Source organism: Ignavibacteriales bacterium (genome assembly GCA_026390815.1).
In the GTDB taxonomy this organism is placed as follows: Bacteria; Bacteroidota; Ignavibacteria; order Ignavibacteriales; family SURF-24; genus JAPLFH01.
This window is the reverse complement of record JAPLFH010000012.1, coordinates 133,374-158,875: the sequence shown is the minus strand read 5'-3', so window position 1 is coordinate 158,875 and position 25,502 is coordinate 133,374. Positions and strand designations below refer to the sequence as shown.

The 25,502-nt window shown below is 33.5% G+C and carries 28 protein-coding genes; 18 read left to right on the top strand and 10 right to left on the bottom strand.

Going from position 1 to position 25,502, the window contains the following annotated elements:
* Positions 1-10: 10 nt before the first annotated feature.
* A complete protein-coding gene (locus NTX22_05575; GenBank protein ID MCX6149979.1) occupies positions 11-427 on the bottom strand; it encodes a hypothetical protein in 417 nt (138 codons plus the stop codon).
* A 218-nt stretch (positions 428-645) separates the two neighbouring features.
* On the opposite strand from NTX22_05575, the gene NTX22_05570 reads away from it, so the two are divergent.
* From NTX22_05570 to purD, 11 genes are all read left to right on the top strand, one after another.
* A complete protein-coding gene (locus NTX22_05570) occupies positions 646-1,542 on the top strand; it encodes a phosphoribosylaminoimidazolesuccinocarboxamide synthase (GenBank protein ID MCX6149978.1) in 897 nt (298 codons plus the stop codon).
* Between the two features lie 161 nt (positions 1,543-1,703).
* Positions 1,704-2,297 (top strand): CDP-diacylglycerol--glycerol-3-phosphate 3-phosphatidyltransferase, encoded by a 594-nt coding sequence (pgsA, locus tag NTX22_05565; protein MCX6149977.1) that lies wholly within the window; start codon positions 1,704-1,706, stop codon positions 2,295-2,297.
* On the top strand, positions 2,284-2,748 hold the full coding sequence (locus tag NTX22_05560) for a phosphatidylglycerophosphatase A (protein ID MCX6149976.1): 465 nt from the start codon (positions 2,284-2,286) through the stop codon (positions 2,746-2,748). Before pgsA ends, NTX22_05560 begins: the two co-directional genes overlap by 14 nt.
* Positions 2,749-2,754: 6 nt before the next feature.
* Positions 2,755-4,011 carry a competence/damage-inducible protein A gene (locus NTX22_05555; protein ID MCX6149975.1) on the top strand — a complete coding sequence of 419 codons (1,257 nt, stop codon included), beginning with the start codon at positions 2,755-2,757 and terminating at the stop codon, positions 4,009-4,011.
* A complete protein-coding gene (gene thpR / locus NTX22_05550; GenBank protein MCX6149974.1) occupies positions 4,001-4,543 on the top strand; it encodes an RNA 2',3'-cyclic phosphodiesterase in 543 nt (180 codons plus the stop codon). Before NTX22_05555 ends, thpR begins: the two co-directional genes overlap by 11 nt.
* Before the next feature lie 11 nt (positions 4,544-4,554).
* Entirely contained in the window at positions 4,555-5,604 is a 1,050-nt protein-coding gene (gene recA, locus NTX22_05545) for a recombinase RecA (GenBank protein MCX6149973.1), read from the top strand.
* 9 nt (positions 5,605-5,613) lie between these two features.
* Positions 5,614-6,267, top strand: a complete 654-nt coding sequence (locus tag NTX22_05540; GenBank protein MCX6149972.1) for a regulatory protein RecX — start codon at positions 5,614-5,616, stop codon at positions 6,265-6,267.
* A complete protein-coding gene (locus NTX22_05535; GenBank protein MCX6149971.1) occupies positions 6,257-7,429 on the top strand; it encodes an acyl-CoA dehydrogenase family protein in 1,173 nt (390 codons plus the stop codon). Before NTX22_05540 ends, NTX22_05535 begins: the two co-directional genes overlap by 11 nt.
* 33 nt (positions 7,430-7,462) lie before the next feature.
* Positions 7,463-8,953, top strand: a complete 1,491-nt coding sequence (gene guaB / locus NTX22_05530) for an IMP dehydrogenase (protein MCX6149970.1) — start codon at positions 7,463-7,465, stop codon at positions 8,951-8,953.
* An 81-nt stretch (positions 8,954-9,034) separates the two neighbouring features.
* Complete coding sequence (locus NTX22_05525) at positions 9,035-10,315, top strand: glycosyl transferase family 1 (protein ID MCX6149969.1); 1,281 nt, start codon at positions 9,035-9,037, stop codon at positions 10,313-10,315.
* Positions 10,315-11,640 carry a phosphoribosylamine--glycine ligase gene (purD, locus tag NTX22_05520; protein ID MCX6149968.1) on the top strand — a complete coding sequence of 442 codons (1,326 nt, stop codon included), beginning with the start codon at positions 10,315-10,317 and terminating at the stop codon, positions 11,638-11,640. The genes NTX22_05525 and purD overlap by 1 nt, the downstream gene beginning before the upstream one ends.
* A gap of 7 nt (positions 11,641-11,647) precedes the next feature.
* Here purD and NTX22_05515 read toward each other — a convergent pair whose 3' ends face one another.
* The 9 genes from NTX22_05515 to NTX22_05475 form a co-directional block, all read right to left on the bottom strand.
* Complete coding sequence (locus NTX22_05515) at positions 11,648-11,998, bottom strand: histidine triad nucleotide-binding protein (protein MCX6149967.1); 351 nt, start codon at positions 11,996-11,998, stop codon at positions 11,648-11,650.
* Positions 11,998-13,356: a sigma-54 dependent transcriptional regulator gene (locus NTX22_05510; protein MCX6149966.1), complete on the bottom strand. Its 1,359-nt coding sequence runs from the start codon at positions 13,354-13,356 to the stop codon at positions 11,998-12,000. Before NTX22_05510 ends, NTX22_05515 begins: the two co-directional genes overlap by 1 nt.
* On the bottom strand, positions 13,353-14,021 hold the full coding sequence (locus NTX22_05505; GenBank protein ID MCX6149965.1) for a hypothetical protein: 669 nt from the start codon (positions 14,019-14,021) through the stop codon (positions 13,353-13,355). Before NTX22_05505 ends, NTX22_05510 begins: the two co-directional genes overlap by 4 nt.
* Before the next feature lie 66 nt (positions 14,022-14,087).
* A complete protein-coding gene (locus tag NTX22_05500; protein ID MCX6149964.1) occupies positions 14,088-15,755 on the bottom strand; it encodes an acyl-CoA carboxylase subunit beta in 1,668 nt (555 codons plus the stop codon).
* A gap of 47 nt (positions 15,756-15,802) precedes the next feature.
* Positions 15,803-16,966 carry an acyl-CoA dehydrogenase family protein gene (locus NTX22_05495; GenBank protein ID MCX6149963.1) on the bottom strand — a complete coding sequence of 388 codons (1,164 nt, stop codon included), beginning with the start codon at positions 16,964-16,966 and terminating at the stop codon, positions 15,803-15,805.
* Positions 16,967-17,058: 92 nt separating this feature from the next.
* Positions 17,059-18,015 (bottom strand): methylmalonyl Co-A mutase-associated GTPase MeaB, encoded by a 957-nt coding sequence (meaB, locus tag NTX22_05490; protein ID MCX6149962.1) that lies wholly within the window; start codon positions 18,013-18,015, stop codon positions 17,059-17,061.
* A 14-nt stretch (positions 18,016-18,029) separates the two neighbouring features.
* Complete coding sequence (gene nadD / locus NTX22_05485) at positions 18,030-18,608, bottom strand: nicotinate-nucleotide adenylyltransferase (GenBank protein ID MCX6149961.1); 579 nt, start codon at positions 18,606-18,608, stop codon at positions 18,030-18,032.
* On the bottom strand, positions 18,609-19,307 hold the full coding sequence (locus NTX22_05480) for a hypothetical protein (GenBank protein MCX6149960.1): 699 nt from the start codon (positions 19,305-19,307) through the stop codon (positions 18,609-18,611).
* Between the two features lie 46 nt (positions 19,308-19,353).
* A complete protein-coding gene (locus NTX22_05475; protein MCX6149959.1) occupies positions 19,354-20,250 on the bottom strand; it encodes a PrsW family intramembrane metalloprotease in 897 nt (298 codons plus the stop codon).
* A 195-nt stretch (positions 20,251-20,445) separates the two neighbouring features.
* Between NTX22_05475 and NTX22_05470 the strand changes: the two genes are divergently transcribed.
* From NTX22_05470 to fabG, 7 genes are read left to right on the top strand one after another with little or no spacing between them, the layout of a single operon-like run.
* Entirely contained in the window at positions 20,446-20,940 is a 495-nt protein-coding gene (locus NTX22_05470; GenBank protein MCX6149958.1) for a DUF177 domain-containing protein, read from the top strand.
* 23 nt (positions 20,941-20,963) lie between these two features.
* Positions 20,964-21,143: a 50S ribosomal protein L32 gene (gene rpmF, locus NTX22_05465; GenBank protein ID MCX6149957.1), complete on the top strand. Its 180-nt coding sequence runs from the start codon at positions 20,964-20,966 to the stop codon at positions 21,141-21,143.
* A gap of 8 nt (positions 21,144-21,151) precedes the next feature.
* Positions 21,152-22,183 (top strand): phosphate acyltransferase PlsX, encoded by a 1,032-nt coding sequence (gene plsX, locus NTX22_05460; protein ID MCX6149956.1) that lies wholly within the window; start codon positions 21,152-21,154, stop codon positions 22,181-22,183.
* On the top strand, positions 22,176-23,177 hold the full coding sequence (locus NTX22_05455) for a ketoacyl-ACP synthase III (protein MCX6149955.1): 1,002 nt from the start codon (positions 22,176-22,178) through the stop codon (positions 23,175-23,177). Before plsX ends, NTX22_05455 begins: the two co-directional genes overlap by 8 nt.
* Entirely contained in the window at positions 23,177-24,091 is a 915-nt protein-coding gene (gene fabD / locus NTX22_05450) for an ACP S-malonyltransferase (protein MCX6149954.1), read from the top strand. Before NTX22_05455 ends, fabD begins: the two co-directional genes overlap by 1 nt.
* Positions 24,091-24,696 (top strand): DUF3109 family protein, encoded by a 606-nt coding sequence (locus NTX22_05445; protein ID MCX6149953.1) that lies wholly within the window; start codon positions 24,091-24,093, stop codon positions 24,694-24,696. Before fabD ends, NTX22_05445 begins: the two co-directional genes overlap by 1 nt.
* 51 nt (positions 24,697-24,747) lie before the next feature.
* Positions 24,748-25,491 (top strand): 3-oxoacyl-[acyl-carrier-protein] reductase, encoded by a 744-nt coding sequence (fabG, locus tag NTX22_05440; GenBank protein ID MCX6149952.1) that lies wholly within the window; start codon positions 24,748-24,750, stop codon positions 25,489-25,491.
* Positions 25,492-25,502 lie beyond the last annotated feature (11 nt).

Genomic DNA, 25,502 nt, shown 5'->3' with positions numbered 1-25,502 from the left:
TGTTAAATAATCATTTTAATTTTTGCTTTGTTAACCCAGCCAATAGGAATGCAATTCCGGATGCTACTGCAACCACTAATCCCCAGCTAAAAGAAAATGAAACTCCTTCCACACCGGATACTTTTGAATTTACTTGCAGAAGTGCAATAAAAATTATAAGAATTATAAAAAGAGAAAGCACACCTGTTACAATAAATCCCAAATACTTTTTTACAATAAGCAGGTAAATCGTAAGAAAAATTATTAATACTATAGTAACAGCAAAGAAGGAAATATCACGCCACTGCCATAACCCATTCTGTAATTCAATATTATTCCAAACCGGAAAGATAGAAATGACCTCTTCATTTAATTTTGCAATTGGAATAAATCCTCCAATTAGCAATAATATTAACCCGAGAATTCCAAGGTATTGTTTTGATTTCATAACAACCACTTTGTTTTTCAAAATGAACTTATAATAATTTAAATCAATATTCAAGAAAGAAAGAGTTTGGAAAAAAATAATGGTGATAATATTTATATGGAAATTGTATTGCAATATCGATCAGAATGAATCCTAAATCTGTCCACAATATTTCAGATTAAGGTTTGAATAATCAACTCAGCTTTTTATATTTATAAACAAAAATTAAAGAGATAAGAATGCAGAGAGAAGTTTTATTAAAATCTGAGTTTCCAAAACTAAAATTGTTTAAAAAAGGGAAGGTTAGAGAAATATATGATTTAGATGAACATTTTTTAATTGTCGCATCGGACCGTCTTTCCGCTTTTGATGTGATTATGAATCAAGGAATTCCGTATAAGGGAATTGTCTTGAACAAAATTTCAGAATATTGGTTTAACTACTCAAAAAATATTATAAAGAATCATCTTATAACTTCCGATGTAAATGAATATCCAGCAGTTTGCCAGGAATATTTATCTGTATTGGATGGAAGATCAATGCTGGTAATTAAAACAGATGTTGTTCCAATTGAGTGCATTGTTCGTGGATATATCTCTGGATCGGGATGGAACGATTACAAAAAAACTGGAATGATTTCTGGAATAAAGCTTCCCGAAGGATTGGTAGAATCGGAAAAACTTCCCGAGCCAATTTTTACTCCATCAACAAAAGCTGAAATTGGTGAACACGACGAAAACATTACTGCAGAGCAAGCTATAAAAATTGTTGGCAATGAAATATTTGAGAAAATTAAAAGTGCTACATTAGAAATTTATAAAGCCGCTGCAGAATTCGCTTTAACTAAAGGAATAATTATAGCTGATACAAAATTTGAATTTGGAGTTTACAACGGAAAAGTAATAATTGTTGATGAAGTCCTTACACCGGATTCTTCCCGTTTTTGGCCAAAAGATAAATATCAAAAGGGAATAGCTCAGGAAAGTTTTGATAAACAATATGTAAGAGATTACCTTATTTCAATTGGATTTAACAAACAACCGCCTCCACCTGATTTACCAGAAGAAATTATCAAAGTTACGAGCGAAAAATATAAAGAAGCACTTTTTCAACTTACCGGTGAAAAATTGGATTAACTTATCATAAATAAATTTTACAGACTATAGAATTTTAAACTAACTTGCTGTTGTTAGATTGCAATTGATTTATTCCAAGGAGACATTTAGGAGTAAATAAATTTTTGTCTCATTAACAACAGTTTAATCAATCTTACATTATTTAAAAATTTAATAAATAAATGGTCTATCCTAATCAGTTAACTATACTCAGAATCATTCTAACGCCAATATTCCTGGTGTTATTTCTTTCTGAAGAACCACTTCTAAAGCAAATATCTTTAGGAGTTTATATCATTGCGGCAATTACTGATTGGTATGATGGTTGGCTTGCCAGAAAATTTAATTACATAACAAACTGGGGAAAATTTTTAGATCCGCTTGCTGATAAAATACTAACAGCTTCAGCTTTTCTTGCTTTTGCATTTTTAGGTATTTTAGAATTATGGATGGTGTTAATTATTATCATTCGAGATTTTGCAATTACAGGGCTGCGTGCTTATGCTGATTATAAAGGAGTTGGTATTTCTACAAGTTATATGGCAAAGTGGAAAACTTTTATTCAGATGGTTTTCATTTATTATCTTTTACTAATCTATACTTTAAAAACTATCAAACAAATTTATCTGGGAAATGAAAAACTGTTTGCATTGTTAACCGACCCAACTTTTATATACATTTGTATGGTGCTTGTAACTTTAATTACTCTTTATACCGGAATTTCATATATCTATTTCAACAGAAGATTAGTAAGGAAAATGTTTGGAGCGAATTAATTCTTTTGAAAAAATACTCGGTTCAGGATTTTATACCGGATATATTCCATTTGCTTCCGGCACTTTTGGAAGTCTGGTTGGTTTATTGATTTATTGTATTCCCGGGTTTGAAAATATTCATGTGATAATTCCTGCAATTATTGTTTTTTTTGTAATCGGAATCCAGATAGGAAATAAATTTGAGAAAGTGTATGGAAAAGATCCCGCACAATGCACTATTGACGAAGTTATGGGAATGTGGATCTCGCTTCTTTTAGTTCCTAAGACTATTTTAAATATGGTACTTGGTTTTTTTATTTGGAGAATTTTTGATATAATTAAGCCCTACCCGGCAAGAGATTTGGAGAAATTGGATGGTGGTTTAGGTATTATGATTGATGATTTTGTGGCAGCAATTTATTCTTTGATTCTTGTGCATTTTCTCCTTTTTATCATAAATAGGATGAATTAAATATTTATGAAAATTCAAATAATCAGTATTGGAGATGAAATTTTAATTGGTGATACCATCAACACGAATGCATTATTTATTGCCTCAAAACTGGTAGAAAATCAATTTGAAGTTCCCAAAATTACTGTTGTAGGTGATGATGAAGATGAAATTTTAAATGAATTTAATGATGCGCTTTCTAAAAATGATGCTGTGATAGTAACCGGTGGATTAGGTCCAACGCACGATGATATTACCAAGAAATGCATATCAAAGTTTTTCAATTCTGATCTAATCATAAATGAAGAAGCACTAAATGATTTGAAAATTTTCTTTGAGAAAAGAGGCAGACAGCTAACTGAAATTAACCGGATGCAGGCACTCGTTCCAGAAGTTGCCTCCGTTCTTAAGAATACCAAAGGTACAGCTCCAGGGCTATGGGTTGAGAAAGATAAAAAGATTTTGATATCGCTTCCCGGTGTTCCTTATGAAATGGAAGCCTTGATGGAACTTAGTGTTATTCCAAAACTTTTAATTGCAAGAGGCAAACTTAATAAAATTAAAAAAGTAAAAAATCTTTTAACAACAGGAATGCCAGAATCCTATTTATTTAACAGGCTTGGTAATTTGGATGAACTGCTTCAAGGGGCTAAATTAGCTTTTCTACCAAATCAATTTGGAGTTAAAGTTCGCATAACAGTTGAAGATGATACTGAAGATTCTGCAATAAACCGTTTAAGTGAAATTGAACAAAAAATTCGCACATTAGTTGGCAGATATATTTATGGAATAGAAAATATATCTTTGGAAGAAGTGATTGGTCGGTTACTTAAAGAAAGAGGTTTAACCATTGCTATTGCTGAATCCTGCACAGGCGGAATTATTAGCAATAGGTTGACCAATATAAGTGGTAGTTCCGATTATTTTGAGAGAGGATTAGTTACTTATAGCAATGCTGCAAAAGTAGAGCTATTAAAAGTAAATGAAGATTCAATAGTTGAATTTGGATCAGTTAGTGTGGAAGTAGCTAAACAAATGGCGGAAGGAATTAAAGCCATCAGTGGAACCGATATTGGACTTTCTACAACTGGAATTATGGGACCTACTGGTGCAACTTCTACCAAACCCGTTGGTTTGGTGTACATTGGATTTTGTCAGGAAAAAGTTTGCTTTGCAAAAAAATTCCAATTTAGTGAAGATAGAATTTTAAATAAGGAAAGATCTTCGCAGGCAGCATTGGAATTGTTACGAAGGCAGTTGCTGGGAATACCATATGAAGAATAGGTTATTTATAGCATTAAAATTACCACGGGATATAATTGATGAAATAGATTCTATTCGTAATTCGATTTATCAGGATGATATTGACAGAAAATGGGAATCAAAGGAAAAGTTTCATCTAACTTTAAAATTCCTTGGAGATGTTGAAGAATCCGATTCTGTTCCATTCATAAAAAAAATTAAACCTATTTTGGAAGGTTATAATAAAATTACCTGTGAATTTGATAAATTTGGATTTTTTTTATCGCGGATTCTGTGGATAAGTCTTAAAGTTGATGATAAGCTTTTAGAAATAGTTGATAAAGTTGAAAATGAATTTGAACATTTAGGATTTGAAAAAGAAAAACGTATGTTCAAACCGCATATTACTTTGTTGAGGATAAAAGAAAATCCTGATGATGAATTTATTTCAAGTTTCAAAAACTTTATTTTGCCGCAAAAAAGTTTTTACTGTAATGAAATATCATTGATGAAAAGTAAACTTTTACCTGGCGGTTCAGTTTATTCAGATGTAAAATTATTTAAATTGTTATAAACGGAGGAAAAATGTCTGCTGAGAAAGATGCAAAGTTAAAAATATTAGACGAAACGATTTCTAATATTGAGAAGAGTTTTGGTAAAGGCTCTATTATGAAATTAGGTAATGGAGTTATTGCTCCGGTTGAATCGATATCAACTGGCTCATTATCGCTGGATTGGGCGCTCGGTATTGGCGGCGTTCCCCGCGGCAGGATTGTGGAAATTTATGGTCCGGAATCTTCCGGCAAAACAACTCTTTGTTTGCACATTATGGCTGAGGCACAAAAAGTTGGAGGTCTTGCTGCATTCATAGATGCTGAACATGCACTTGATGTTAATTATGCTAAACGGCTTGGTGTTGATACAAATAACCTGTTAATATCTCAACCTGATTATGGTGAGCAGGCTTTGGATATCGTGGATACTTTAATCCGCAGTAACGCTATTGATATAATTATTATCGATTCTGTTGCAGCTTTGGTTCCCCGTGCAGAAATTGAAGGCGAAATGGGCGATGCCCACATGGCAATGCAGGCGAGATTAATGTCTCAAGCATTAAGAAAAATTACCGGCGCAATTTCAAGATCAAAAACCTGTGTTATTTTTACTAATCAACTAAGGAGTAAAATTGGAGTGATGTTTGGAAATCCTGAAACTACAACTGGCGGCAACGCATTAAAATTTTATGCTTCGGTTCGGTTGGATATAAGAAGGATTGCGGCAATAAAGGAAGGAACTGATGTAATTGGAAACAGAACAAAAGTGAAAGTTGTAAAAAGCAAAATTGCACCACCATTCAAGGAAGTTGAGTTTGATATTTTGTACAATGAAGGTATAAGCAAAGCTGGTGATGTAATTGATCTGGGTGTGAATCATGGAATAATTAAAAAAAGCGGTTCCTGGTTTACTTATGGCGAAGATCGGTTCCAGGGAAGGGAACAGATGAGGACAAAACTAAATGAACTCCCTGAAATTTTAGAAAAATTAACTCTGGAAGTAAAAACAAAACTGGGAATGATTAAAGAATTGGTTGAACCAGTTGAAGAAGTACCTGTAGTTAAAGAAAAGAAAAAGTAATTTCCTCTTATGCAAATTGCGGCAATTAGGAAAGTAAAAAGAAATGTACAGGTAATTTTAGACTCAGGTGAAGAGTTATTAATCAGGTATGAGATTTTTCTTAAAAATGGTTTAAGAAATGGCGATCCATTTACTGATGATTTAATTCAGGTTATCAGTAAACAAAACAAAATATTTGAAGCAAAGGAAAAAGCATTTAACCTTTTAACACGAAGGAATCATTCTTCAAAAGAAATTGAAAGAAAATTATTACAGCGCAAGTTTGATAAGGGAATTGTTACTGAAGTAATTATTGATTTGCAACAATCAGATTTTCTTAACGATGAAAGATTTACAAGAGAATATGTAGAAGAAAGATTAAGACTTTCTACAAATGGTTTAGGTAAAATTAAAAAAGAACTATATGCCCGGGGAATCCCGAGAGAAATAATTAATACAATTATTGATGAAAACAGTGATGTTGATGAAACTGATAATGCATTGGAGTTGGCAAAGAAAAAAATGAAATCTTTATCCTCAAGAAAAATAATTGATAAACGGAAGTTAAAACAAAAAATATATTCATTCCTTTTATCCAAAGGTTTTGATTACGAAACAATTGAAAATGCTTACAGAAAAATTATAACTGAAACTGGGAATGAAATTGGATTAAATGATGAATAATTTTGTTGGTGTAGATTACTTTAACATAGAAAATTTACTTTCAGAAGAAGAAGTCCTCGTCCGGGATACGGTTAGGGAATTTGTATCTAACGAAGTGATTCCAATAATTGAGGAGTATAATCGTAATTCCAAATTTCCAATTCAACTTGTTCCTAAAATGGCTGAGTTAGGATTATTCGGGAGTACTTTACCGGCTAAATACGGTTGTGCAGAAATGAATAATGTTGCATATGGTTTAGTTATGCAGGAACTTGAACGCGGGGATAGTGGAATAAGAAGTTTTGTTTCCGTACAAAGTGCACTGGTAATGTATCCAATATTTCAATTTGGTTCTGAAGAACAAAAAGATTACTGGCTTCCACTATTAGCTAAGGGAGAAAAAATTGGCTGCTTTGGATTAACTGAACCAGATTTCGGTTCGAATCCAGGCGGTATGATTACTAAAGCTGAAAAAGTCGATGGTGGATTTCTTCTTAATGGCGCAAAGATGTGGATTACTAACGGGACAATTGCAGATATTGCCGTTGTGTGGGCTAAGCTTAATGGAATAGTAAATGGATTCCTAATTGAAAAGGGAAGCAAAGGATTTAGCGCTCCGGAAATGAAAGGAAAACATTCTCTGAAAGCATCTGTTACCTCTGAATTAATTTTTGAAGATGTTTTTGTTCCTGAAAATAAACTACTGCCAAACACATCTGGATTGAAATCTGCTTTGATGTGTTTGAATCAGGCGCGATATGGAATTGCCTGGGGAGTTGTTGGTGCAATGATGGCTTGTTACGATGCAGCATTACAGTACTCACTCTCGCGAGTACAATTTAGTAAACCAATTGCAGCTTATCAATTAACACAGGAAAAATTGGTTTATATATTAACTGAAATTACAAAAGCCCAATTATTAAATCTGCAGCTCGGAAGATTGAAAGATTCCGGGAAATTAAAACATACACAGGTTTCTTTGGCAAAAAGAAATAATTGTGAGAAAGCACTGGAGATTGCCCGAATAGCACGGGAAATTTTTGGTGCAAATGGAATACTTGATGAATATCCGGTTATGCGTCATTCAGCCAATTTGGAATCTGTTAAAACTTATGAAGGCACTCACGAAATGCATACGCTGATTATTGGTGAAGATATAACAGGATTTCCGGCATATGATTAAACGATTTTAAAAACAATATTAATTTTAATTGAAATGAAAAAGAAACTAACTCCAAACAAAGGAAAACCCAAAGTAGTTTTTGAAGGATTTACATTTGATGATTTACTTTTACTTCCTTCAAAATCAAATGTATTACCACGTGATGTTGACATTACAACTTTTCTAACGACTGACATAAAGCTAAATATACCATTCCTTTCAGCAGCTATGGATACAATAACAGAATCGAAGATGGCAATAGCTATGGCGGTGGAAGGTGGTATTGGGATTATCCATAAAAATATGTCAATCGAAAGACAGGCAGAAGAAATTGATAAAGTGAAACGTTCTGAAAGTGGGATGATTTTGAAACCAATTACTCTTACTCCGGAAAAAACAATTCAAGATGCTCTTTTATTAATGAGCAAGTACCATATTTCCGGTATCCCGATTATAGACGAAGTTGGAAAACTTGTTGGAATTCTTACAAACCGAGATTTACGATTTGAACCCAACATTCATCTTAAAGTAAAAAATATAATGACTACAAATAATCTTGTTACTGCTCCGGTAGGCACTACGCTTGAACAGGCAGAAAAGATTCTTCAAAAACATAGAATCGAAAAATTACCCGTTGTTGATAAGAAAGGAATTTTAAAAGGATTAATTACCTTTAAAGATATTAGGAAGAAAAGGAAATTTCCTTTTGCCAGTAAAGATGAGCACGGAAGATTAAGAGTTGGTGCTGCCTTGGGAGTTACAAAAGATACTATGGAACGAGCTGAAATGGTTCTAAAAGCTGGTGCTGATGTTCTGGTTATCGATACTGCACATGGTCATTCATCAGGTGTTGTAAAAACAATAAAAGAGATCCATAAAAAATATAAATATGCTCAACTAATCGCTGGTAATATTATTAGTCCCGAAGCAGCGCTTGACTTAATACAAGCCGGCGTTAATGCAGTTAAAGTTGGAATTGGTGCAGGTTCAATTTGTACTACAAGAGTAATTGCCGGAGTTGGTGTACCACAAATATCAGCAATCATGAATGTTCATTCAGCTACAAAGTCAAAAGGGATTCCACTTATTGCAGACGGTGGAGTTAAGCAAACCGGGGATGTTCCAAAAGCGATTGCCTCCGGGGCAGATTCGGTAATGATCGGTGGTATGTTTGCAGGAGTTGAAGAAACCCCGGGAGAAAATGTTCTTCTTGAAGGAAGAAGTTTTAAAGTTTATCGTGGGATGGGTTCCCTTGGTGCAATGATGGAAGGCAGCGGAGATAGATATTTTCAGGATGCAGAAGATGGAATTAAAAAATTAGTTCCGGAAGGAATTGAAGGACGTGTTCCTTTCAAAGGTGCTTTAGCAGAAACAATCTACCAATTTGTAGGTGGACTTAGAGCAGCTATGGGTTATTGCGGAACAAAAAATATTAATGAATTAAAAGAAAAAGCTAAATTTATAAAAATGACAAATGCTGGATTGCGCGAAAGTCATCCACACGATGTTATAATTACTGAAGAAGCACCTAATTATCATATTTAAAAGTTTTTATAAAATTTTAGCCTAACGATTTTGAAAAGAATTAAAACATCCAGAATAATTAAACCAAATTTATAGGTTATTATGTTCAGAGTTCTTGTTATATCATATTACTTTCCACCAATGGGAATGGGCGGGGTACAGAGGACTTTAAGATTTGTAAAATACATGAAGAATTTTAATTGGGAACCGACAGTAATTACTACCGGTGCCACTAATTACTACGCCCACGATCCAGTTTTGTTAGAAGAAATTATAACAAATAATTTAAGAGTAATAAGAACAGATCCTTTAAATTCAGATTTTCTTTTTGCAAAAAATAAAACCTATAAAATGAAACCTGAATTTTTAAGAAAGTTTATTAGCAGAGTAATCAAAACCATTTTTATTCCTGATAATAAAAAATCCTGGTCTAAGAAAGCATTTGCTATTGCTAAAAATTTACTTGAAAAAGAAAAATTTGATATTATTTTCGTCTCTATTCCTCCTTTCTCATCGTTTAATATAGCTGCAAAACTAAGTCAAATGTTCGATATATCTTTGTTCGTGGATTATCGGGAGCTGTGGACACATAACCAGTTTTCATTTAATCTTACACCATACCACAAGTATCTTCACAAAAAAATGGAATATGGTGCTTTGAAGGTAGCAGATAAAATTATCACGGTAAATAGAAAGATAAAAGAAAAACTATTAAGCACTTTTCAGTTTTTAACGTTTGATGATGTGTTAATCCTACCAGAAGGATATGACCTTGAAGATTTTGCTAATATTACACGCGAATCGAAATTAAATAATAAACTTCGATTGACTTACGCAGGAATGTTTTATGAATTCATTACTCCAAAATATTTTCTAAAAGCTTTTAAGGAATTGACAATAGAAAGACCAGATGTAGCAGAAAATATCGAGCTTCATTTTATTGGATACTTGCTTAAAGAAAATCATAAGTTAATTAAGAAGTTAGGTTTGATTCCATACGTAAAAGATTTTGGTTACATTGATCATAAGTCAACAATAATTAAATTATTATCCAGTGATGTTCTTTGGATGATGATTGGAAACAGCAAAAACTCGGATACTCTTTCAACCAGTAAATTATTTGAATACTTTGGAACTCGTAAACCAATTATTGGGTGCGTTCCTGAAGGAGCAGCACGTTCTTCTTTACAGGAATATGGCGCTTCATTTATAACTGAACCAAATAATATTCAACAGATAAAGGAAACGATTATTCAGGTACATAAATTATATCGTGAAGGCAACCTTCCAAAACCAAATGAAGAATTTGTTGAGAAACATCGTGGTGATTATTTAACAGAGCAATTGACAAAACAATTTCAATTTTATTTAAGGGAAATATAATGAATGTTGCCCTAATTGGTTCCGGTGGAAGAGAACATGCCTTGGCGTATCAAATTTCTAAAAGTTCATCGCTCGACAAGCTGTACAACATCCCAGGTAATACCGGAACAGAATCGCTTGGAGAAAATATTTCCATCAAAGGAAATCCTGAGATTATTAATTTCTGCAAATCGAAAGAAATTGATCTGGTTGTGATTGGTCCGGAATTACCTTTAGTTGATGGTTTGGCAAATGAATTAAGGAAAAATAATATTATAGTTTTCGGACCAAATTCAGAAGCGGCGATGATAGAAGGAGACAAATCTTTTTCAAAGTGGTTGATGAAAAAGTATGGAATTCCTACTGCTGGATTCAAAACTTTTCATAAATCGCAATATGATGAAGTTTTTAATTATTTAAGAAAAAGTCCTTTCCCAGTTGTTATTAAAGCCTCAGGATTGGCGGCCGGTAAAGGAGTTTTAATTTGTAATAACAAGGAAGAAGCCGAGTTTGCAATAAAAGATATTTTTTTGAATGAAGTTTTTGGTTCCGCCGGTGATTCAATTGTTGTGGAAGAGTTTATGTTCGGAGAGGAAGCATCAATCTTTGCTATTACCGATGGAGAAAACTTTGTTTGTTTACCTGCTGCCCAAGATCATAAACGAATTGGATATAATGATACCGGTAAAAACACTGGTGGTATGGGAGCCTATGCTCCCGCACCAATAATAACCCAAGCATTACTAAAAGAAATAGAAGAAAATATTATTTTCCCAACTTTGTCAGCAATGAAAAAAGAGGACAAAACTTTTTCGGGCTGCTTATATTGTGGATTGATGATTACAAGCGAAGGTCCAAAAGTAGTCGAATTCAATTGCCGCTTTGGCGATCCGGAAACTCAAGTTGTATTACCTTTATTGGAAGGAGATCTCCTAAAATTACTTTACTCTGCTGCCGTTGGAAAACTCGAAAAAGAAGCAGTGAAATATAATGGCGGTTCCGCTGTTTGTGTTGTTGCAGCTTCCAAAGGATATCCGGATAAATTTGAAAAAGGATTTGAGATTAAAGGATTAGAGCAATTCAAATCTGATAATACAATTGTTTTTCATGCCGGTACAAAAAGAGAAAGTGATAAAATTATAACTAATGGTGGTCGAGTTTTGGGTGTTACCGCATTAACGGTGGAGAACAATTTAAAATTCTGTAAAGATAAAGTCTACGAAGCGATCAAGAAAATAGAATTCGAGAATATTTATTACCGGACAGATATTGCAGATAAAGGAATCAAAAGATTGCGGATTGATGAATGCGGAATAAAATTCTGCAATCCGAAATCTGCAATCTAAAATCAAATCATCCTGGCGGCCAGTTCATTTTTCTTCCACCAAGCAAATGCATATGCAGATGATACACTTCCTGCCCAGCATCCGGACCACAATTGATTACTAATCTATATCCGCTCTCTGAAATATTCTCCTGTCTGGCAATTTCATTTGCTGCGTTAAAGAGTTTTCCAAGCAAAGTTGCGTGTTTACCACCATTAATTTCTGATGTTTTTGTTATCTCATCATTCTTTGGAATAATTAAAATATGTGTTGGAGCCTGCGGATTTATATCCCTGAAAGCGAGAACATCATCATTCTCATAAACAATTGTTGCCGGTATTTCCTTTCGGATAATTTTTGAAAAGATTGTTTCTGCCATTATTCTTTTCCTTTCTCAATGTCATACTTTTTCATCTTTGCATACAGATGACTGCGTTGAATATCCAGAAGTTCTGCTGTCTTGCTGATATTCCATCCATTTGTTTCAAGCTGCTTAAGTATAAATGCTCTTTCAGCTTTTTCTTTAAAATCCTGGAACGAATTGGAGATATTTAAAATATCATCCATCTTAGCTTGCTGCGGGGAAATTAGACTAAACACATCTTTTTCTTTAATCTCTTTATTCGGAACCATAATTATAATTCTTTCAACAATATTTCTTAATTCGCGAACGTTTCCGCGCCATTCCATTACTTGCAACGCCTTTATTGCATTTTCATTAAACTCAACAGGTGCTATTTTATATTTTGCACAAATATCTTTAGCAAAATGCTTAACCAGCAAAGGAACGTCTTCGCTTCTTTCTCTAAGCGGTGGTACAAGAATAGGAATAACATTTAAACGGTGATATAAATCCTCGCGAAAATTTCCTTTCTCAATTTCATCTTTTAGATTTTTATTAGTTGCAGTAATTATTCTAACGTCAACTTCTATTTTTTTATTTCCGCCAACACGCTCAATCTTTCCATCTTCAATTGCTCGTAAAACTTTTGCCTGCGCCTGTTGACTCATATCCCCAATTTCATCAAGAAAAAGTGTTCCCTTATTTGCCAATTCAAATTTACCAATGCGTTGTTGCATTGCACCGGTGAACGAACCTTTTTCGTGACCGAACAACTCAGATTCAATTAACTCATTTGGAATAGCGGCACAGTTAACTTCTACAAATTTCTGGTCAGCCCTGCTACTCTGCTTGTGTATTTCCCTTGCTACCAATTCCTTTCCAGTTCCATTTTCACCTGTTATTAAAACTCTCACATCGGTTTGAGCGACCCTGGCAATAACATCCAGAACATTTTTTATTGGTGGCGTATTGCCAATAATTACTTCACTGCCAGAAATTGATTTTTTGAGTTCAATATTTTCTTTTAGCAAATTTATCTGGTTTAATGAATTGCGAATGCTCAGAAGCATTTTTTCGCGATCAATAGGTTTCTCCAGAAAATCAAAAGCACCAAGCTTGGTGGCTTTAACTGCGTTTTCCAAATTGCTGAATGCAGAAATTATAATTACGCTTACATCCAGGTTTTTTTCTTTTATTTTATTTAGTACCTCGAAGCCATTGATGCTCGGCATTTGAATATCCAATAGAACAACATCAAAGCTGCCAGCTTCAATTTTTTCTAAACCATCAACGCCATCGGTTGTGGTTTCAACTACATAATCCTCATACTCAAGGATCATTTTTATGCTTTCGCATATTTCTTTTTCATCATCAATAACTAAAATTGAGTTCATAAATTATAACTGAAAAATGTTAAATGATAAGCTGCCAGAATTTGTGATGGCAAAAGACTGATATTATTTTTAAGTGCTTTACCGAAAATATTTCCAAGATAATCTGTACAAAGATCTCTCTGATCAACCTTAGCCTGAATATAAAATTTCTCTTCGAAATCCTCCACAAAAATGCCAATAATTTCAGTAAAATCAAACCAGTAAGAACCATATGAAATGTAAGCGCTTCCGAAGAAATGAGCAAGCTTGTCCTTATCTCCAAAATCATTTTGAGGCGAATCATAAAATAAATTTTTGGGAAGATTTTTATTTTTTAACCGGAAGATGGAATCCACAGAATGTGGAAGATTAATGTTAATGGGAATATTAAGCAGTGGTGTAACAAGTGGAATTTGATTATAAGGAATAACAGTAAAAGTTAAATTGAATAAAGCATCACCAACATCGTTATTTGATTCTTGAAGTGATTTTATATAAAGCAAATCGAGTTGTGAAAAATCATCCATCTTTGTTTTGAGATTAGAAAAACTTTCTGAAGCAATAAAATGCGAAAGTTGATTTACGGATGCACCAAGTTTTGTTACCTGAGCGTTTAATGTAATTGATATAATTATTATAACGGCACTGAGAAGTTTAGAAATCATTCCGCAATATATTTTAATCATTTTTCTATAAATTAAAATAACAAAATTGCGTGTAACAATTATACCCGAAGAAATTTTATTTGCGGATTAGGTTTGTATTACACCAACATTAAACTTTTTTAACTCAGGATTATTATTTGCAATTTCTATTGCCATGGAAATGTAATTGCGAGTTAAAGCTGGATCAATTACTTCATCAACCCAAAGCCGGGCTGCCGCATAAACAGGAGTACTTTTCTCTTCATAAGATTTTTCAATTTCACCTAACATTTTTTTCTTTTCAGCATCACTTAGTTTTTTGTCTTCCTTATCAAGCTGCTTTATCTTGATGCTTAAAAGCGTGTTGCTTGCCTGCGAGCCTCCCATAACAGAAATTTTTGCATTTGGATAAGCAAAGATGAATCGAGGATCGTAGGCTTTTCCACACATTGCATAATTGCCTGCACCATAGCTGTTACCAACAATTATAGTAATCTTTGGAACAACAGAATTTGCCACTGCATTTACCATCTTAGCACCATCTTTTATAATTCCGCCTTGCTCTGCACGGCTGCCAACCATAAATCCCGTAACATCCTGAAGGAAGAGAAGTGGAATTTTTCGTTGATTACAATTCATTATAAATCGGGCAGCTTTATCAGCGCTGTCGGAGTATATAACTCCGCCAATTTGCATTTCGCCTGCGCCATTAATGGATTCTGTTTTTACAATATTCCTTTGATTAGCAACAATACCAACTGCCCATCCATCAATTCTTGCATAAGCGGTTATGATTGTTTTTCCATATCCGGCTTTGTATTCATCAATCTCTGATTTGTCTACAATCCGGGCAATCACTTCGTACATATCATATGGTTTGATTGTATTTTCTGGAAGGATTCCATAAATTTCTTCAGGATTGAAAAGTGGGGGATTAGTTTCAATTCTATTAAATCCTGCTTTCTGATTTTCAGAATACTTTTCTACCAGGTTTCGGATTTGTTCAAGGCACTCTTCATCATTTTTCATAATGTAATCAGTAACACCGGAAATATTTGATTGAACTTTAGCTCCGCCGAGATTTTCATTTTCAATATCTTCACCAATTGCTGCTTTAACTAAGTGAGAACCGGCAAGAAATACTGAACCTTCGCCATCAACGATTAATGCTTCATCACTCATGATTGGAAGATAAGCACCACCAGCTACACAAGGACCCATAATGGCGGCTATCTGTGGAATTCCCATCGAAGAAATTATTGCGTTGTTGCGGAATACTCGACCAAAGTGTTCTTTGTCCGCAAAAATATCTTCTTGAAGAGGTAAGAAAACCCCAGCGCTGTCTACTAAATAAATTATTGGAAGATGGTTTTCCATGCTCATTTCCTGGGCACGGAGATTTTTCTTAACAGTAATGGGAAACCATGCTCCGGCTTTTACGGTTGCATCGTTAGCCACAATTAAATGATTTCTATTGTGGATTTTTCCAATTCCGATTAATGTACCAGATGCAGGAGCGCCACCAAATTCATCATACATTTCATAACCGGCGAATATTCCAAATTCAAAAAACAAACTTTCCTTGTCAATTATTTTTTCAATTCTTTCCCTTGCAGATAATTTCCCTTTAGCTCTTTGGGCTTCTAACGCTTTCTTTCCGCCACCAAGTTTTATTTTATCTTTCAAACCTTCAATTTTTCTGTTGAGATTTTTGTTAAAATCTTCACGCTTAAGAAAAGATTCATTTGGTAAAATTGATGTTCCGATTTTTTTCATAAGTTTAAATAGCCTTCATTTTTATCTTCAGCTAACTTGCTTTGCTTTTAGTCCTTTAATAATTGTTTTGCAATAATCATTTTTTGGATTTCAGAAGTTCCTTCCCCGATAGTAAGTAGTTTTACATCGCGGTAAAATTTTTCTACCGGATAATCTTTTACAAAACCATATCCACCATGGATTTGAACGGCTTCATTCGCTGCCTTAGTAGCAATTTCGCTTGCATAAAGTTTTGCAATTGAAGCCTCAATTAAAACTTTTTCTCCATTATCTTTTTTTACTGCAGCTTTATAAGTAAGCAATCTGGCTGCTTCCAGATCAGTTGCCATTTCAGCTAATTTAAATTGTATTGCCTGGAATTCACTTAATTGTTTTCCAAATTGTTTTCTTTGCTTAGAATAATTAATGGACGCTTCCAAACACCCCTGCGCCAATCCAATTGATAATGCGGCGATTGAGATTCTACCACCTTCAAGAATTTTTAATGCTTGAGTTAATCCTTCACCATCGTTTCCAATAAGGTTTTCTTCCGGTACTTTGCAATTATCAAAATTTAGTTGAACAGTTTCACTTGCCCGCATTCCCAATTTATTTTCTTTTTTTCCAACTGAAAATCCTTGCCAGCCTTTTTCTACAATGAAAGCAGAAATTCCTTTTTTGTTTTTTGACTTATCACTTATTGCTAGTACGACTGCTGTTTCTGCAACTCCACCATTTGTAATAAAATTTTTTGTTCCGTTAAGAATATAGTAACCATCTTTTTTTTCAGCAGTGGTTTGCATACCTGCAGCATCGCTGCCGGAAGATGGTTCAGTTAATCCCCATGCACCAAGTTTTTTTCCTATAGCTAAATCAGGAAGATATTTTTTCTTTTGTATTTCATTACCAAATAAATTAATGTGGTTGGTGCATAGCCCATTGTGTGCGGCTAATGAAAGAGCTATTGATGGATCCACTCTGGCAAGTTCTTCTACGATCAAAGCATATTCAACATAGCCAAACCCCGAACCACCATCCTTTTCGGGAACAAGAATACCTAGAAATCCCATCTTGCCAAGTTGAGTAAATATTTCTTTAGGGTGAGTTTGCGTTTCATCCCATTCCATAATTTTAAGGCGAATATTGTTCTCGGCAAATTCTCGGATTGTATTCTTAATAAGAATTTGGTTTTCATCAAGTTGATATGAGAAAGGAATTTGTGTATCGACCATAAAGTGCCCTCTTTTGGTTGAATTATTTTTTCATTCTGATTTAGTTTCAATTTAAGTATAAAGATAAAAGCAGAAACTCAAATTGATTATTGTCAAGTCAGATCATTTTTGTAATGTTCTATTAATTCCTCTGCAAGAAGATATGGTGAAAGATTACCAAGAACAACCTGTTCAAGGGAATTACTCAACGCCTTTTCTCTTTCACTTGTCCATAATTCTTCTTTTAGTTTTGCTTCAACAATTTCTTTAATACGGATTTTAGAATTATGCTCCCGCTTGGTTTTAAACAAATTTTTGTCTTCAAGAAAATTTTGGTGTTGCACTATTGCTTTTGAAATTTCTTCTACACCTTTATTTTCAGTAGCGATTGATTTAATAATTTTTGGCAACCAGGAGTTTTCATCGTGTGGTTTGAAATACAAAATTGTTTGTAAGGAAGTAATTGCAGAATCGGCTCCAGGGCGGTCGCTTTTATTCATTACAAATAGATCAGCTATTTCCATCAAACCAGCTTTCATCGCTTGTATCGAATCACCTGATTCCGGTACAAGAACTACAAGAGTGGTATCAGCAGTTCTTACAATATCTAATTCAGATTGTCCCACTCCAACCGTTTCAAAAAGAATGTAATCGAAGCCAGCAGCATCAAGCACATCAGCAGCATCAATTGTTTTTTTACTTAAACCGCCAAGACTTCCACGAGTTGCCATACTGCGGATGAAAACTCCTGGATCGCTACCAATTTCACTCATGCGAACTCTATCCCCCAGAAGTGCTCCACCTGTAAAAGGACTTGTTGGATCAACAGCAATTATTGCAACTGATTTATTTTGCTGTCTGTAATATTTTGTTAGTTGATTTGTTAAAGTACTTTTACCTGCGCCAGGAGGTCCAGTAATTCCAATTCTATATGCGTTACCAGTTTTGCTATAAATTGATTTTAAGATTTGAGAAGCATCTCCATTCCCATACTCAACTTTGGAAATTGCGCGTGAGATTATTCTTTTATTTTCAATCGAAAGGTTTTCAACAAGTTCTTCTGGTTTCATTTGAATTATTTTGTTCAGCTTTTGTAAAGGTTGTTTTTAATAATATAATCTTTCACTTCATCTGTAACAAAAAAATCTATTGAAAGATTTCTTCTAACTCTCTCACGGATTTCAGTTGCTTTTATATCAATTGTTGGAGTTTCAACAAAGATAGCAGAATTGTAGTATTTATCTTTAACAGGAATTTCTTTTTCAACTTTTCTTTTCAAAACAATTAATTTTGCCAAAGTTAAAATTTCATCAGGCTCTTTCCACGTATAAAATTTTTCGATGTTATCATAACCGATTATCAATTCAATCATATCATATTTTTTCTTTAATTCGCGTAGTGTTTCTACCATATAAGAGACACCGCTTCTCTCAATCTCGATGGGGGAGTATTTGAATTGTTGATTTCTGTTTGTTGTCAATCTAACCATCTCCAATCTGTGTTTAGCATCTGAATGATTACCTGCGAGTTTATGAGGAGAAATATTGCAAGGAATAAATATAATCTTTTCAAGATTTCTTATTTCAACTAACGCCTGGGCGGTAATTAAATGACCAAGATGAATTGGATCGAATGTTCCACCTAAAATTCCAATAGCTCCCACTTATAGCAGCTCCTTATATTCAATAAATAGATGAGTAAATTTTTCGTGCGTTTCGTGATTGCAATATTCGATGCTCTCTTTCACAGATAGATTTTTGTAAAGACTTCTAAAATCATTTACATTCTCCACAGTTAAAAATCCATCCAGAGTAAAGAGATAGTAATCAAGTTTATTTATTCTTTGCAACAATTGTTCATAGGTAATATTGAATGAAGATAAATCTTTAAATAATTTCTCATCAAAATAATTGAATCCAAAGAAAGCGAGTTTATTCTCAATAGATTTACCAATTACAAAATTATTATCATCATTGTTTAGCAAGTTCATTGTTTTTAATAAATCACTCTGTTTTATTCCAATTGAATTTGCAAAAATCATTACAATATTTGGGAATGCTGAGGCTGGAAAAGTTTTTAAGGTTTTATAAAAATACTTTCCACTTTCTAAAGTATTAAAATATTGTGGTAAAATCCCATCGCAAGAATAATTTACCGGCATATTATCTTTGTCTTTTTCATCAAAGTAAAGATGAGTTTCTACATTTGCTTTAAAATTTTGTAAAACCTCTTTGTGGTTCAAGTACAAAGTTGAATATAAAAGAACAGAATCCTCTTGTGAAAAATTTGCAAATTGCGGTACAAAATCTTTATTAAGTAAAGGGGAGTGGGGAACAATATATATTAAATAATTTACTGCCATTTAATTCTTCAAAAGATTTCTAATATCATTTCTCAAGGTTTCAATTTCAGCCAAAAGGATTTTTTTTTTTATAATCTGTTGATTTATTTAATTGCATTTTTCTAAATGCTAAAGTTGTTATTAATTTCAAATATTTTGACTTGATATTTTCATCAATCCAACCTACAGAATCCTGCTTTTTATTCCTAAACACTTCAAGGTGCTCGGCAGGAAAAAGATTGTTAGCAACTTCTTCCATCATTTCGTAGTAAATCAAATTATTTTCAGCGCGTATTGATAATGCAAATACAGTTATAAAAATGAGTACAGAGAAAAATAAGAAAAGAAAACCAAGTATGATAGTTACACCAAAACTTACTGTAAGATTCCAAATAAAATGAATTAGCATTGCAGAAGATAATCCTGCAATTGAAAGAATTATTTTTATTGGAAAGCTTTTAAATTTTGAAAATGATAAGAATCCGCCAAACGTAGCGGTTGATAAAAAGTGCATTACAGCGGAAAATAAAGTTCTTATAATAACAATGGTAATCCATGAGGTGAAAGTAGTTCCGAAGGAAATAAAATATAAAAAGTTTTCTGTCATGCCAAAACCTAATCCAATTGCTCCACCATAAACCAAACCGTCGGTCAGATTATCAAACTTTTTGTTGTTAATTGTTAAAAAAAGGAAACAACCTTTTGCCAATTCCTCTACAAATGGCGCAATAAATAATGTCCCAGTTAATTTTTGTAAACCTTTATTTGAAATTAAACTTGAATATTCTGTTAGCAGAATGAAACTACTGATTGATGCAATTATAACTGCACCGATAGCACCCCAAAGAAAGTTGATGAGAACTAATTTTATCGGCTCACGGTCATTTTTATCTGCATACCAAATAACTGCAAGATAAATAAGCATCGGGAATATAGAAGCGATTGTTGAAAAAAAATATAGCATCTTGCTAAATTGAATTGTTATTTTCTCTAAATCAAATTTATAGATTTCTTTTTTATTTAAGTAAATAAAATTTGTAAAATAAATCAGGTGAATATTAATTGATTTATTGATATTTTGAATTTGGAGGAAGCAATGGTTAATTTGCTTATAAGATGCACAATCTTTATATTTTGATGCCTTTTTTGAAGGTTAAAGATGATAATCAAGTTCAGTAATTTTACAGATGGTGTTCATACAATTGAATTTGATGAACCGATTAAAAACATTAACTTAGATAATCCATACAAGGGAAATGTTGTTCTTTTAGTAAAAATGGATAAATCTCATAGTCAGATTGTTCTTAGTTGTGATGTAATTGTAAAAGCCGGGTATGAATGTGATAGGTGCGATGAAAATTTCGAATCAATCCTTGAAAGCAATTTTCGTCTTATTTATCTCATCACCAACAATCCACAAAAAACTGATGAGTTGAATTTATACTATCTTTCGCCAGAAGCTGATAAGATTGATTTGAAGAAAGATGTGAGAGAATTTATAATTCTTTCTGAACCAATGAAAAAATTATGTAAGGAAGATTGTAAAGGATTATGTTCTAAATGTGGTGCGAACTTAAATTTAGAAAGTTGTAATTGTAAAGAAGAAAATACTGAAAATGTTTTTTCTTCAATTCTAAAACAGAAAACAAAGTAAAATAGTAATAAAGAGAGACGACAATGCCAAATCCCAAAAGAAAGTGGTCTAAAAGCAGAAGAGATAAAAGAAGAACTCATTATAAAGCAGAGGCTTCCACCTTATCAACTTGCAGCAATTGCGGTGAATTAAAACTGAGCCATCGGGCTTGCCCAAACTGTGGTTACTACGCCTCGCGGTCTATGTTTGTGCCAAAGAGTTAATCATTTCAATGGAACAATCCCTGGTTACTTCTTCTTGTAAAATTGTAGTTGATGCAATGGGGGGGGATTACGCCCCATTGAATGAGGTTTCTGGTGCAGTTCAAGCTTTAATCGATTTTCCGGCAATTGATTTATATTTAATCGGTAGAAAGAACGAGATAGAAAAAATTCTGGAATCAGAAAAGCTAAACTTCAATTCAGAAAAAATTATTCATGCTGAAGAAGTAATAACGATGAGCGATACTCCAACAATCGCTATAAAGCAAAAGCAAAACTCTTCTATTGTTATAGGAACTCAATTAGTAAAAGAAAAAAAAGCTGACGCGTTTGTTAGTGCAGGAAATACTGGAGCAGTTGTTACTGCTGCCACATTAATTATGGGACGAATTAAAAATGTGGAACGTCCCACAATCGGAACTTACTATCCAAATTCTGCAGGTGTGTGTACTGTGTTTGATGTTGGAGCTTTTGTAGATTGCAAACCACAACACCTTCTTAATTATGGAATATTGAGCAGCCTTTATGTAAAAGAAATTTATGGTATTCCTAATCCATCAATTGGAATTCTTTCTACTGGTGAAGAAGAAGAAAAAGGCAATAAACTCACCAAGGAAGCTACATTACTTTTTAAAAATTCTAAACTTAATTTTATCGGCAATCTTGAAGGAAAGGATATCTTGAACGGTAAAGCAAATATTGTTATATGCGATGGCTTTATTGGTAATATTATTCTAAAATTTGGCGAAAGTGTTCCTAAACTTCTTAAGCACCTTTTAAAGGAATATGCTAAAAAGAGTTTGTTAAATAAATTAAAAATGGGATTACTGAAAAATTCATTAAAGGAAGCCTTAATTCCATTAGATCCGAATTTATATGGCGGAGTACCTTTACTTGGTGTAAATGGAATTTGTATAATTGGTCATGGTTCAAGTTCTGCAGTAGGCATTAAAAACATGATCATCCGTGCAAAAGAAATGCACGAAAAAAATATAGTTAATAAAATTGAAGAATCATTAAAGGAATATTCAAAAATTGGTTGATAGAAAATATAACGCGCAAATTACAGCAGTTGGAATGTATGTTCCTGAAAAAATCCTTGATAATAAATATTTTGAATCTATTGTAGAAACATCGGATGAATGGATAACAACGAGAACTGGAATAAAAGAACGCAGAATAATTGAAAATGGAGCAACTAGTGATTTAGCTGCTGAAGCAATTAAAGATCTTATGAGGACTTCTAATCTTCATCCTGAAGAAATTGAAGTTATAATTGTTGCAACTGTAACACCAGATATGTTCTTTCCTGCAACAGCATGCTTAGTTCAGGAAATGGTTGGAGCTAAAAATGCATGGGGTTTTGATCTTTCAGCAGCTTGTTCAGGATTTTTGTTTGCATTACGAACAGGCGCAAGTTTGATTGAAAGCGGTGCATATAAAAAAGTAATAGTAGTTGGGGCTGATAAGATGAGTGCAATTACTGATTACTCAGACCGCAATAACTGCATTCTTTTTGGTGATGCTGCATCGGCAATCCTGCTTGAACCCACTGAGGATCTAAATTATGGTTTAGTAGACTCAATTTTGCATATCGATGGAAGTGGGAAAAATAAACTTTATATGAAAGCTGGTGGTAGTGCAATGCCTGCGTCTCATGAAACTGTTGATAAAAAATATCATTACATTTATCAGGATGGTAAAGCTGTTTATAAAGTTGCAGTAATTGGAATGGCAGATGTTTCTTACGAGATGATGCAAAAACATAATCTTACAAGTGACGATGTAAGCTACCTCGTTCCACACCAGGCAAATTTAAGAATTATTGATGCTACAGCAAAAAGAATGGGTATTGGTGGAGAAAAGGTAATGATTAACATCGATAAATATGGTAACACTACTGCTGCCACAATTCCATTATGCTTAACAGAATATTTTAGAGCAGGAAAAATTACAAAGGGTGATAAACTTATTCTTGCTGCATTTGGAGCAGGTTATACATGGGGCTCATGCTATTTGGTTTGGAGCATGGAATAATGGGAAAGCGTGCATTCCTTTTTCCTGGGCAGGGTTCTCAATATGTTGGTATGGCTAAAGACCTATTTGATAATTCTGTTGAAGCAAAAGAGATGATCCAGATGGCTGATGAAGCCATTGGTATAAACCTTTCTCATATTATGTTCAATGGTCCAGAGGAATTACTTAAACAAACAGAAAATACACAACCAGCAATCTTTCTTCATAGTGTTATTATTGCAAGTTTGTTCAGGCGATTTAATGCAGATATGACTGCTGGTCATTCGCTTGGTGAATATTCTGCTTTAGTTACTGCCAGTGCCATCCAGTTTTACGATGCAATAAAAATTGTTCGCACACGCGGTATTGCAATGCAAAAAGCCGGAAAAATTTTCCCTGGTACAATGGCAGCAATTGTTGGTTTAACTTCACAAAAATTAGAAGAAATATGTGTTGAGGCATCTGCCGCAGGGATTGTTCAATGTGCTAATTTCAATTCTCCCGGACAAATAGTTATTTCTGGTTCTGTAGAAGGTGTAAGGAAAGCAATGGAAATTTGCAAGTTGAATGGTGCTAAATTAGTTAAAGAACTTGTAGTTAGTGGCGCGTTTCATTCACCATTAATGGAACCTGCAATTATTGATTTGAAAGAAAAACTTGATCAGACAAATATTTACGATTCGAAAATTCCTGTTTATGCAAATGTAACAGCTAAACCTGTAACAGATAAAGGTGAAATTAAGAAATTGTTAATTGAACAATTAAATGCTCCAGTAAGGTGGGAAGAAACAATTGTTAATATGATTAATGATGGTGCTGATGAATTTATTGAAATTGGTCCAGGAAAAGTTTTGCAGGGATTGGTAAAAAGAATAAATTCAAATGTTAAATTTTACGGTATTGATAAATATTCTGATTTAGAAAGGTATTTATAATGCCTGATAAAAAATTGGAGATTATCAAAGGATTGAAAATCGATCCTGTAATTTTCACTACAAAATTTGTTAAAGAATGTGATGTTTGCATTTGCTCAGGCGAATGCTGTTATTATGGTGTATATACCGAGGAATCAGAATATAAAAATATTCTTAAAGTAAAAGAAAGAATCATCAAATCCATGGATGATTCTCAAATAAAAGATCCGGAACAGTGGTTTGAAGAACCTGTTGAAGACGATGATTTTGAATCTGGAATTGCTGTAGGTACTGAAGTCCATAATGGTAAATGCGTATTTCTGGATAAACATGGCTTTTGCACGCTTCAAAAAATTGCTATGGAAGATGGATTAAACAAGTGGAAATATAAACCTCTTTATTGTATATTATTCCCTCTTGTTATTAGTGATGGAGTACTTACTGTTGATGATGATCATTTGGCAAGGTTGCATTATTGTAATCAAAAAGAAAATCAGTCCTCAACAGTTTTTGATGCATGTAAGGAAGAAATAAAACATGTTATTGGGCAGGATGGATTTGAAGAGCTGGTCAGGTACCGAGAAGAATATTTGTTGTCGGATGCAAGTAGTAATAAAAAAGAGTAGCCCATTTTTCACATAACAAATTAAATAAATCATTAATATTTTTGGTAATAATTGGAACTGAAAGGAAAAAGAGCAATAGTAACTGGTGGTTCAAGAGGAATTGGTAAAGCAATAGTTCTTGAATTGGCTTCTAAAGGATGTGATGTGGTTTTTACTTATCACAATAATCAGGAAGCCGCAAAATCAGTGGAATTAGAAGCTCTTGCAAAAGGAGTTAAAGCCTTTGCATTTCAAGCTGATGCTTCTTTAATGTCTGAAGCAGAAAGAACCATTCAATTTACAATTGAAAATCTTGGTGGTTTGGATATTCTTGTAAACAATGCAGGAATTACAAAAGATGGTTTGATGTTAAGAATGTCTGAAGCCGATTTTGATTCTGTCATTAGTTCAAATTTGAAAAGCGTTTTCAATTATACAAAAGTAGCAATTAAACCAATGATAGCTCAAAGGTATGGTAAGATTGTTAATATAGCTTCTGTTGTAGGAATAATTGGAAATCCTGGGCAAGCAAATTATGTTGCAGCCAAAGCTGGAGTTATTGGATTAACCAAATCTAACGCCAGGGAATTAGCTGGAAGAAATATTTGTGTTAATGCTGTTGCCCCTGGATTTATTTCAACAGATATGACTGCAAAATTAAACGAAAAACAGAAAGAAATTGTTCTAACAAATGTTCCAATTAAACGAGAAGGTAAACCTGAAGAGGTTGCACATACTGTATTATTTCTTTGCAGTTCCAATTCAGATTATATTACCGGACAAGTAATTTCCGTCGATGGCGGAATGACAATGTAATTCACTTAACT

What these genes read in the sequence shown, in the direction of transcription:
- NTX22_05575 (MCX6149979.1), bottom strand. Translation starts at nt 427, where the DNA reads ATGAAATCAAAACAATACCTTGGAATTCTCGGGTTAATATTATTGCTA.
- NTX22_05570 (MCX6149978.1), top strand. Translation starts at nt 646, where the DNA reads ATGCAGAGAGAAGTTTTATTAAAATCTGAGTTTCCAAAACTAAAATTG.
- pgsA (MCX6149977.1), top strand. Translation starts at nt 1,704, where the DNA reads ATGGTCTATCCTAATCAGTTAACTATACTCAGAATCATTCTAACGCCA.
- NTX22_05555 (MCX6149975.1), top strand. Translation starts at nt 2,755, where the DNA reads ATGAAAATTCAAATAATCAGTATTGGAGATGAAATTTTAATTGGTGAT.
- thpR (MCX6149974.1), top strand. Translation starts at nt 4,001, where the DNA reads ATGAAGAATAGGTTATTTATAGCATTAAAATTACCACGGGATATAATT.
- recA (MCX6149973.1), top strand. Translation starts at nt 4,555, where the DNA reads ATGTCTGCTGAGAAAGATGCAAAGTTAAAAATATTAGACGAAACGATT.
- NTX22_05540 (MCX6149972.1), top strand. Translation starts at nt 5,614, where the DNA reads ATGCAAATTGCGGCAATTAGGAAAGTAAAAAGAAATGTACAGGTAATT.
- NTX22_05535 (MCX6149971.1), top strand. Translation starts at nt 6,257, where the DNA reads ATGATGAATAATTTTGTTGGTGTAGATTACTTTAACATAGAAAATTTA.
- guaB (MCX6149970.1), top strand. Translation starts at nt 7,463, where the DNA reads ATGAAAAAGAAACTAACTCCAAACAAAGGAAAACCCAAAGTAGTTTTT.
- NTX22_05525 (MCX6149969.1), top strand. Translation starts at nt 9,035, where the DNA reads ATGTTCAGAGTTCTTGTTATATCATATTACTTTCCACCAATGGGAATG.
- purD (MCX6149968.1), top strand. Translation starts at nt 10,315, where the DNA reads ATGAATGTTGCCCTAATTGGTTCCGGTGGAAGAGAACATGCCTTGGCG.
- NTX22_05515 (MCX6149967.1), bottom strand. Translation starts at nt 11,998, where the DNA reads ATGGCAGAAACAATCTTTTCAAAAATTATCCGAAAGGAAATACCGGCA.
- NTX22_05510 (MCX6149966.1), bottom strand. Translation starts at nt 13,356, where the DNA reads ATGAACTCAATTTTAGTTATTGATGATGAAAAAGAAATATGCGAAAGC.
- NTX22_05505 (MCX6149965.1), bottom strand. Translation starts at nt 14,021, where the DNA reads ATGATTAAAATATATTGCGGAATGATTTCTAAACTTCTCAGTGCCGTT.
- NTX22_05500 (MCX6149964.1), bottom strand. Translation starts at nt 15,755, where the DNA reads ATGAAAAAAATCGGAACATCAATTTTACCAAATGAATCTTTTCTTAAG.
- NTX22_05495 (MCX6149963.1), bottom strand. Translation starts at nt 16,966, where the DNA reads ATGGTCGATACACAAATTCCTTTCTCATATCAACTTGATGAAAACCAA.
- meaB (MCX6149962.1), bottom strand. Translation starts at nt 18,015, where the DNA reads ATGAAACCAGAAGAACTTGTTGAAAACCTTTCGATTGAAAATAAAAGA.
- NTX22_05480 (MCX6149960.1), bottom strand. Translation starts at nt 19,307, where the DNA reads ATGGCAGTAAATTATTTAATATATATTGTTCCCCACTCCCCTTTACTT.
- NTX22_05475 (MCX6149959.1), bottom strand. Translation starts at nt 20,250, where the DNA reads ATGCTATATTTTTTTTCAACAATCGCTTCTATATTCCCGATGCTTATT.
- NTX22_05470 (MCX6149958.1), top strand. Translation starts at nt 20,446, where the DNA reads ATGATAATCAAGTTCAGTAATTTTACAGATGGTGTTCATACAATTGAA.
- rpmF (MCX6149957.1), top strand. Translation starts at nt 20,964, where the DNA reads ATGCCAAATCCCAAAAGAAAGTGGTCTAAAAGCAGAAGAGATAAAAGA.
- plsX (MCX6149956.1), top strand. Translation starts at nt 21,152, where the DNA reads ATGGAACAATCCCTGGTTACTTCTTCTTGTAAAATTGTAGTTGATGCA.
- fabD (MCX6149954.1), top strand. Translation starts at nt 23,177, where the DNA reads ATGGGAAAGCGTGCATTCCTTTTTCCTGGGCAGGGTTCTCAATATGTT.
- NTX22_05445 (MCX6149953.1), top strand. Translation starts at nt 24,091, where the DNA reads ATGCCTGATAAAAAATTGGAGATTATCAAAGGATTGAAAATCGATCCT.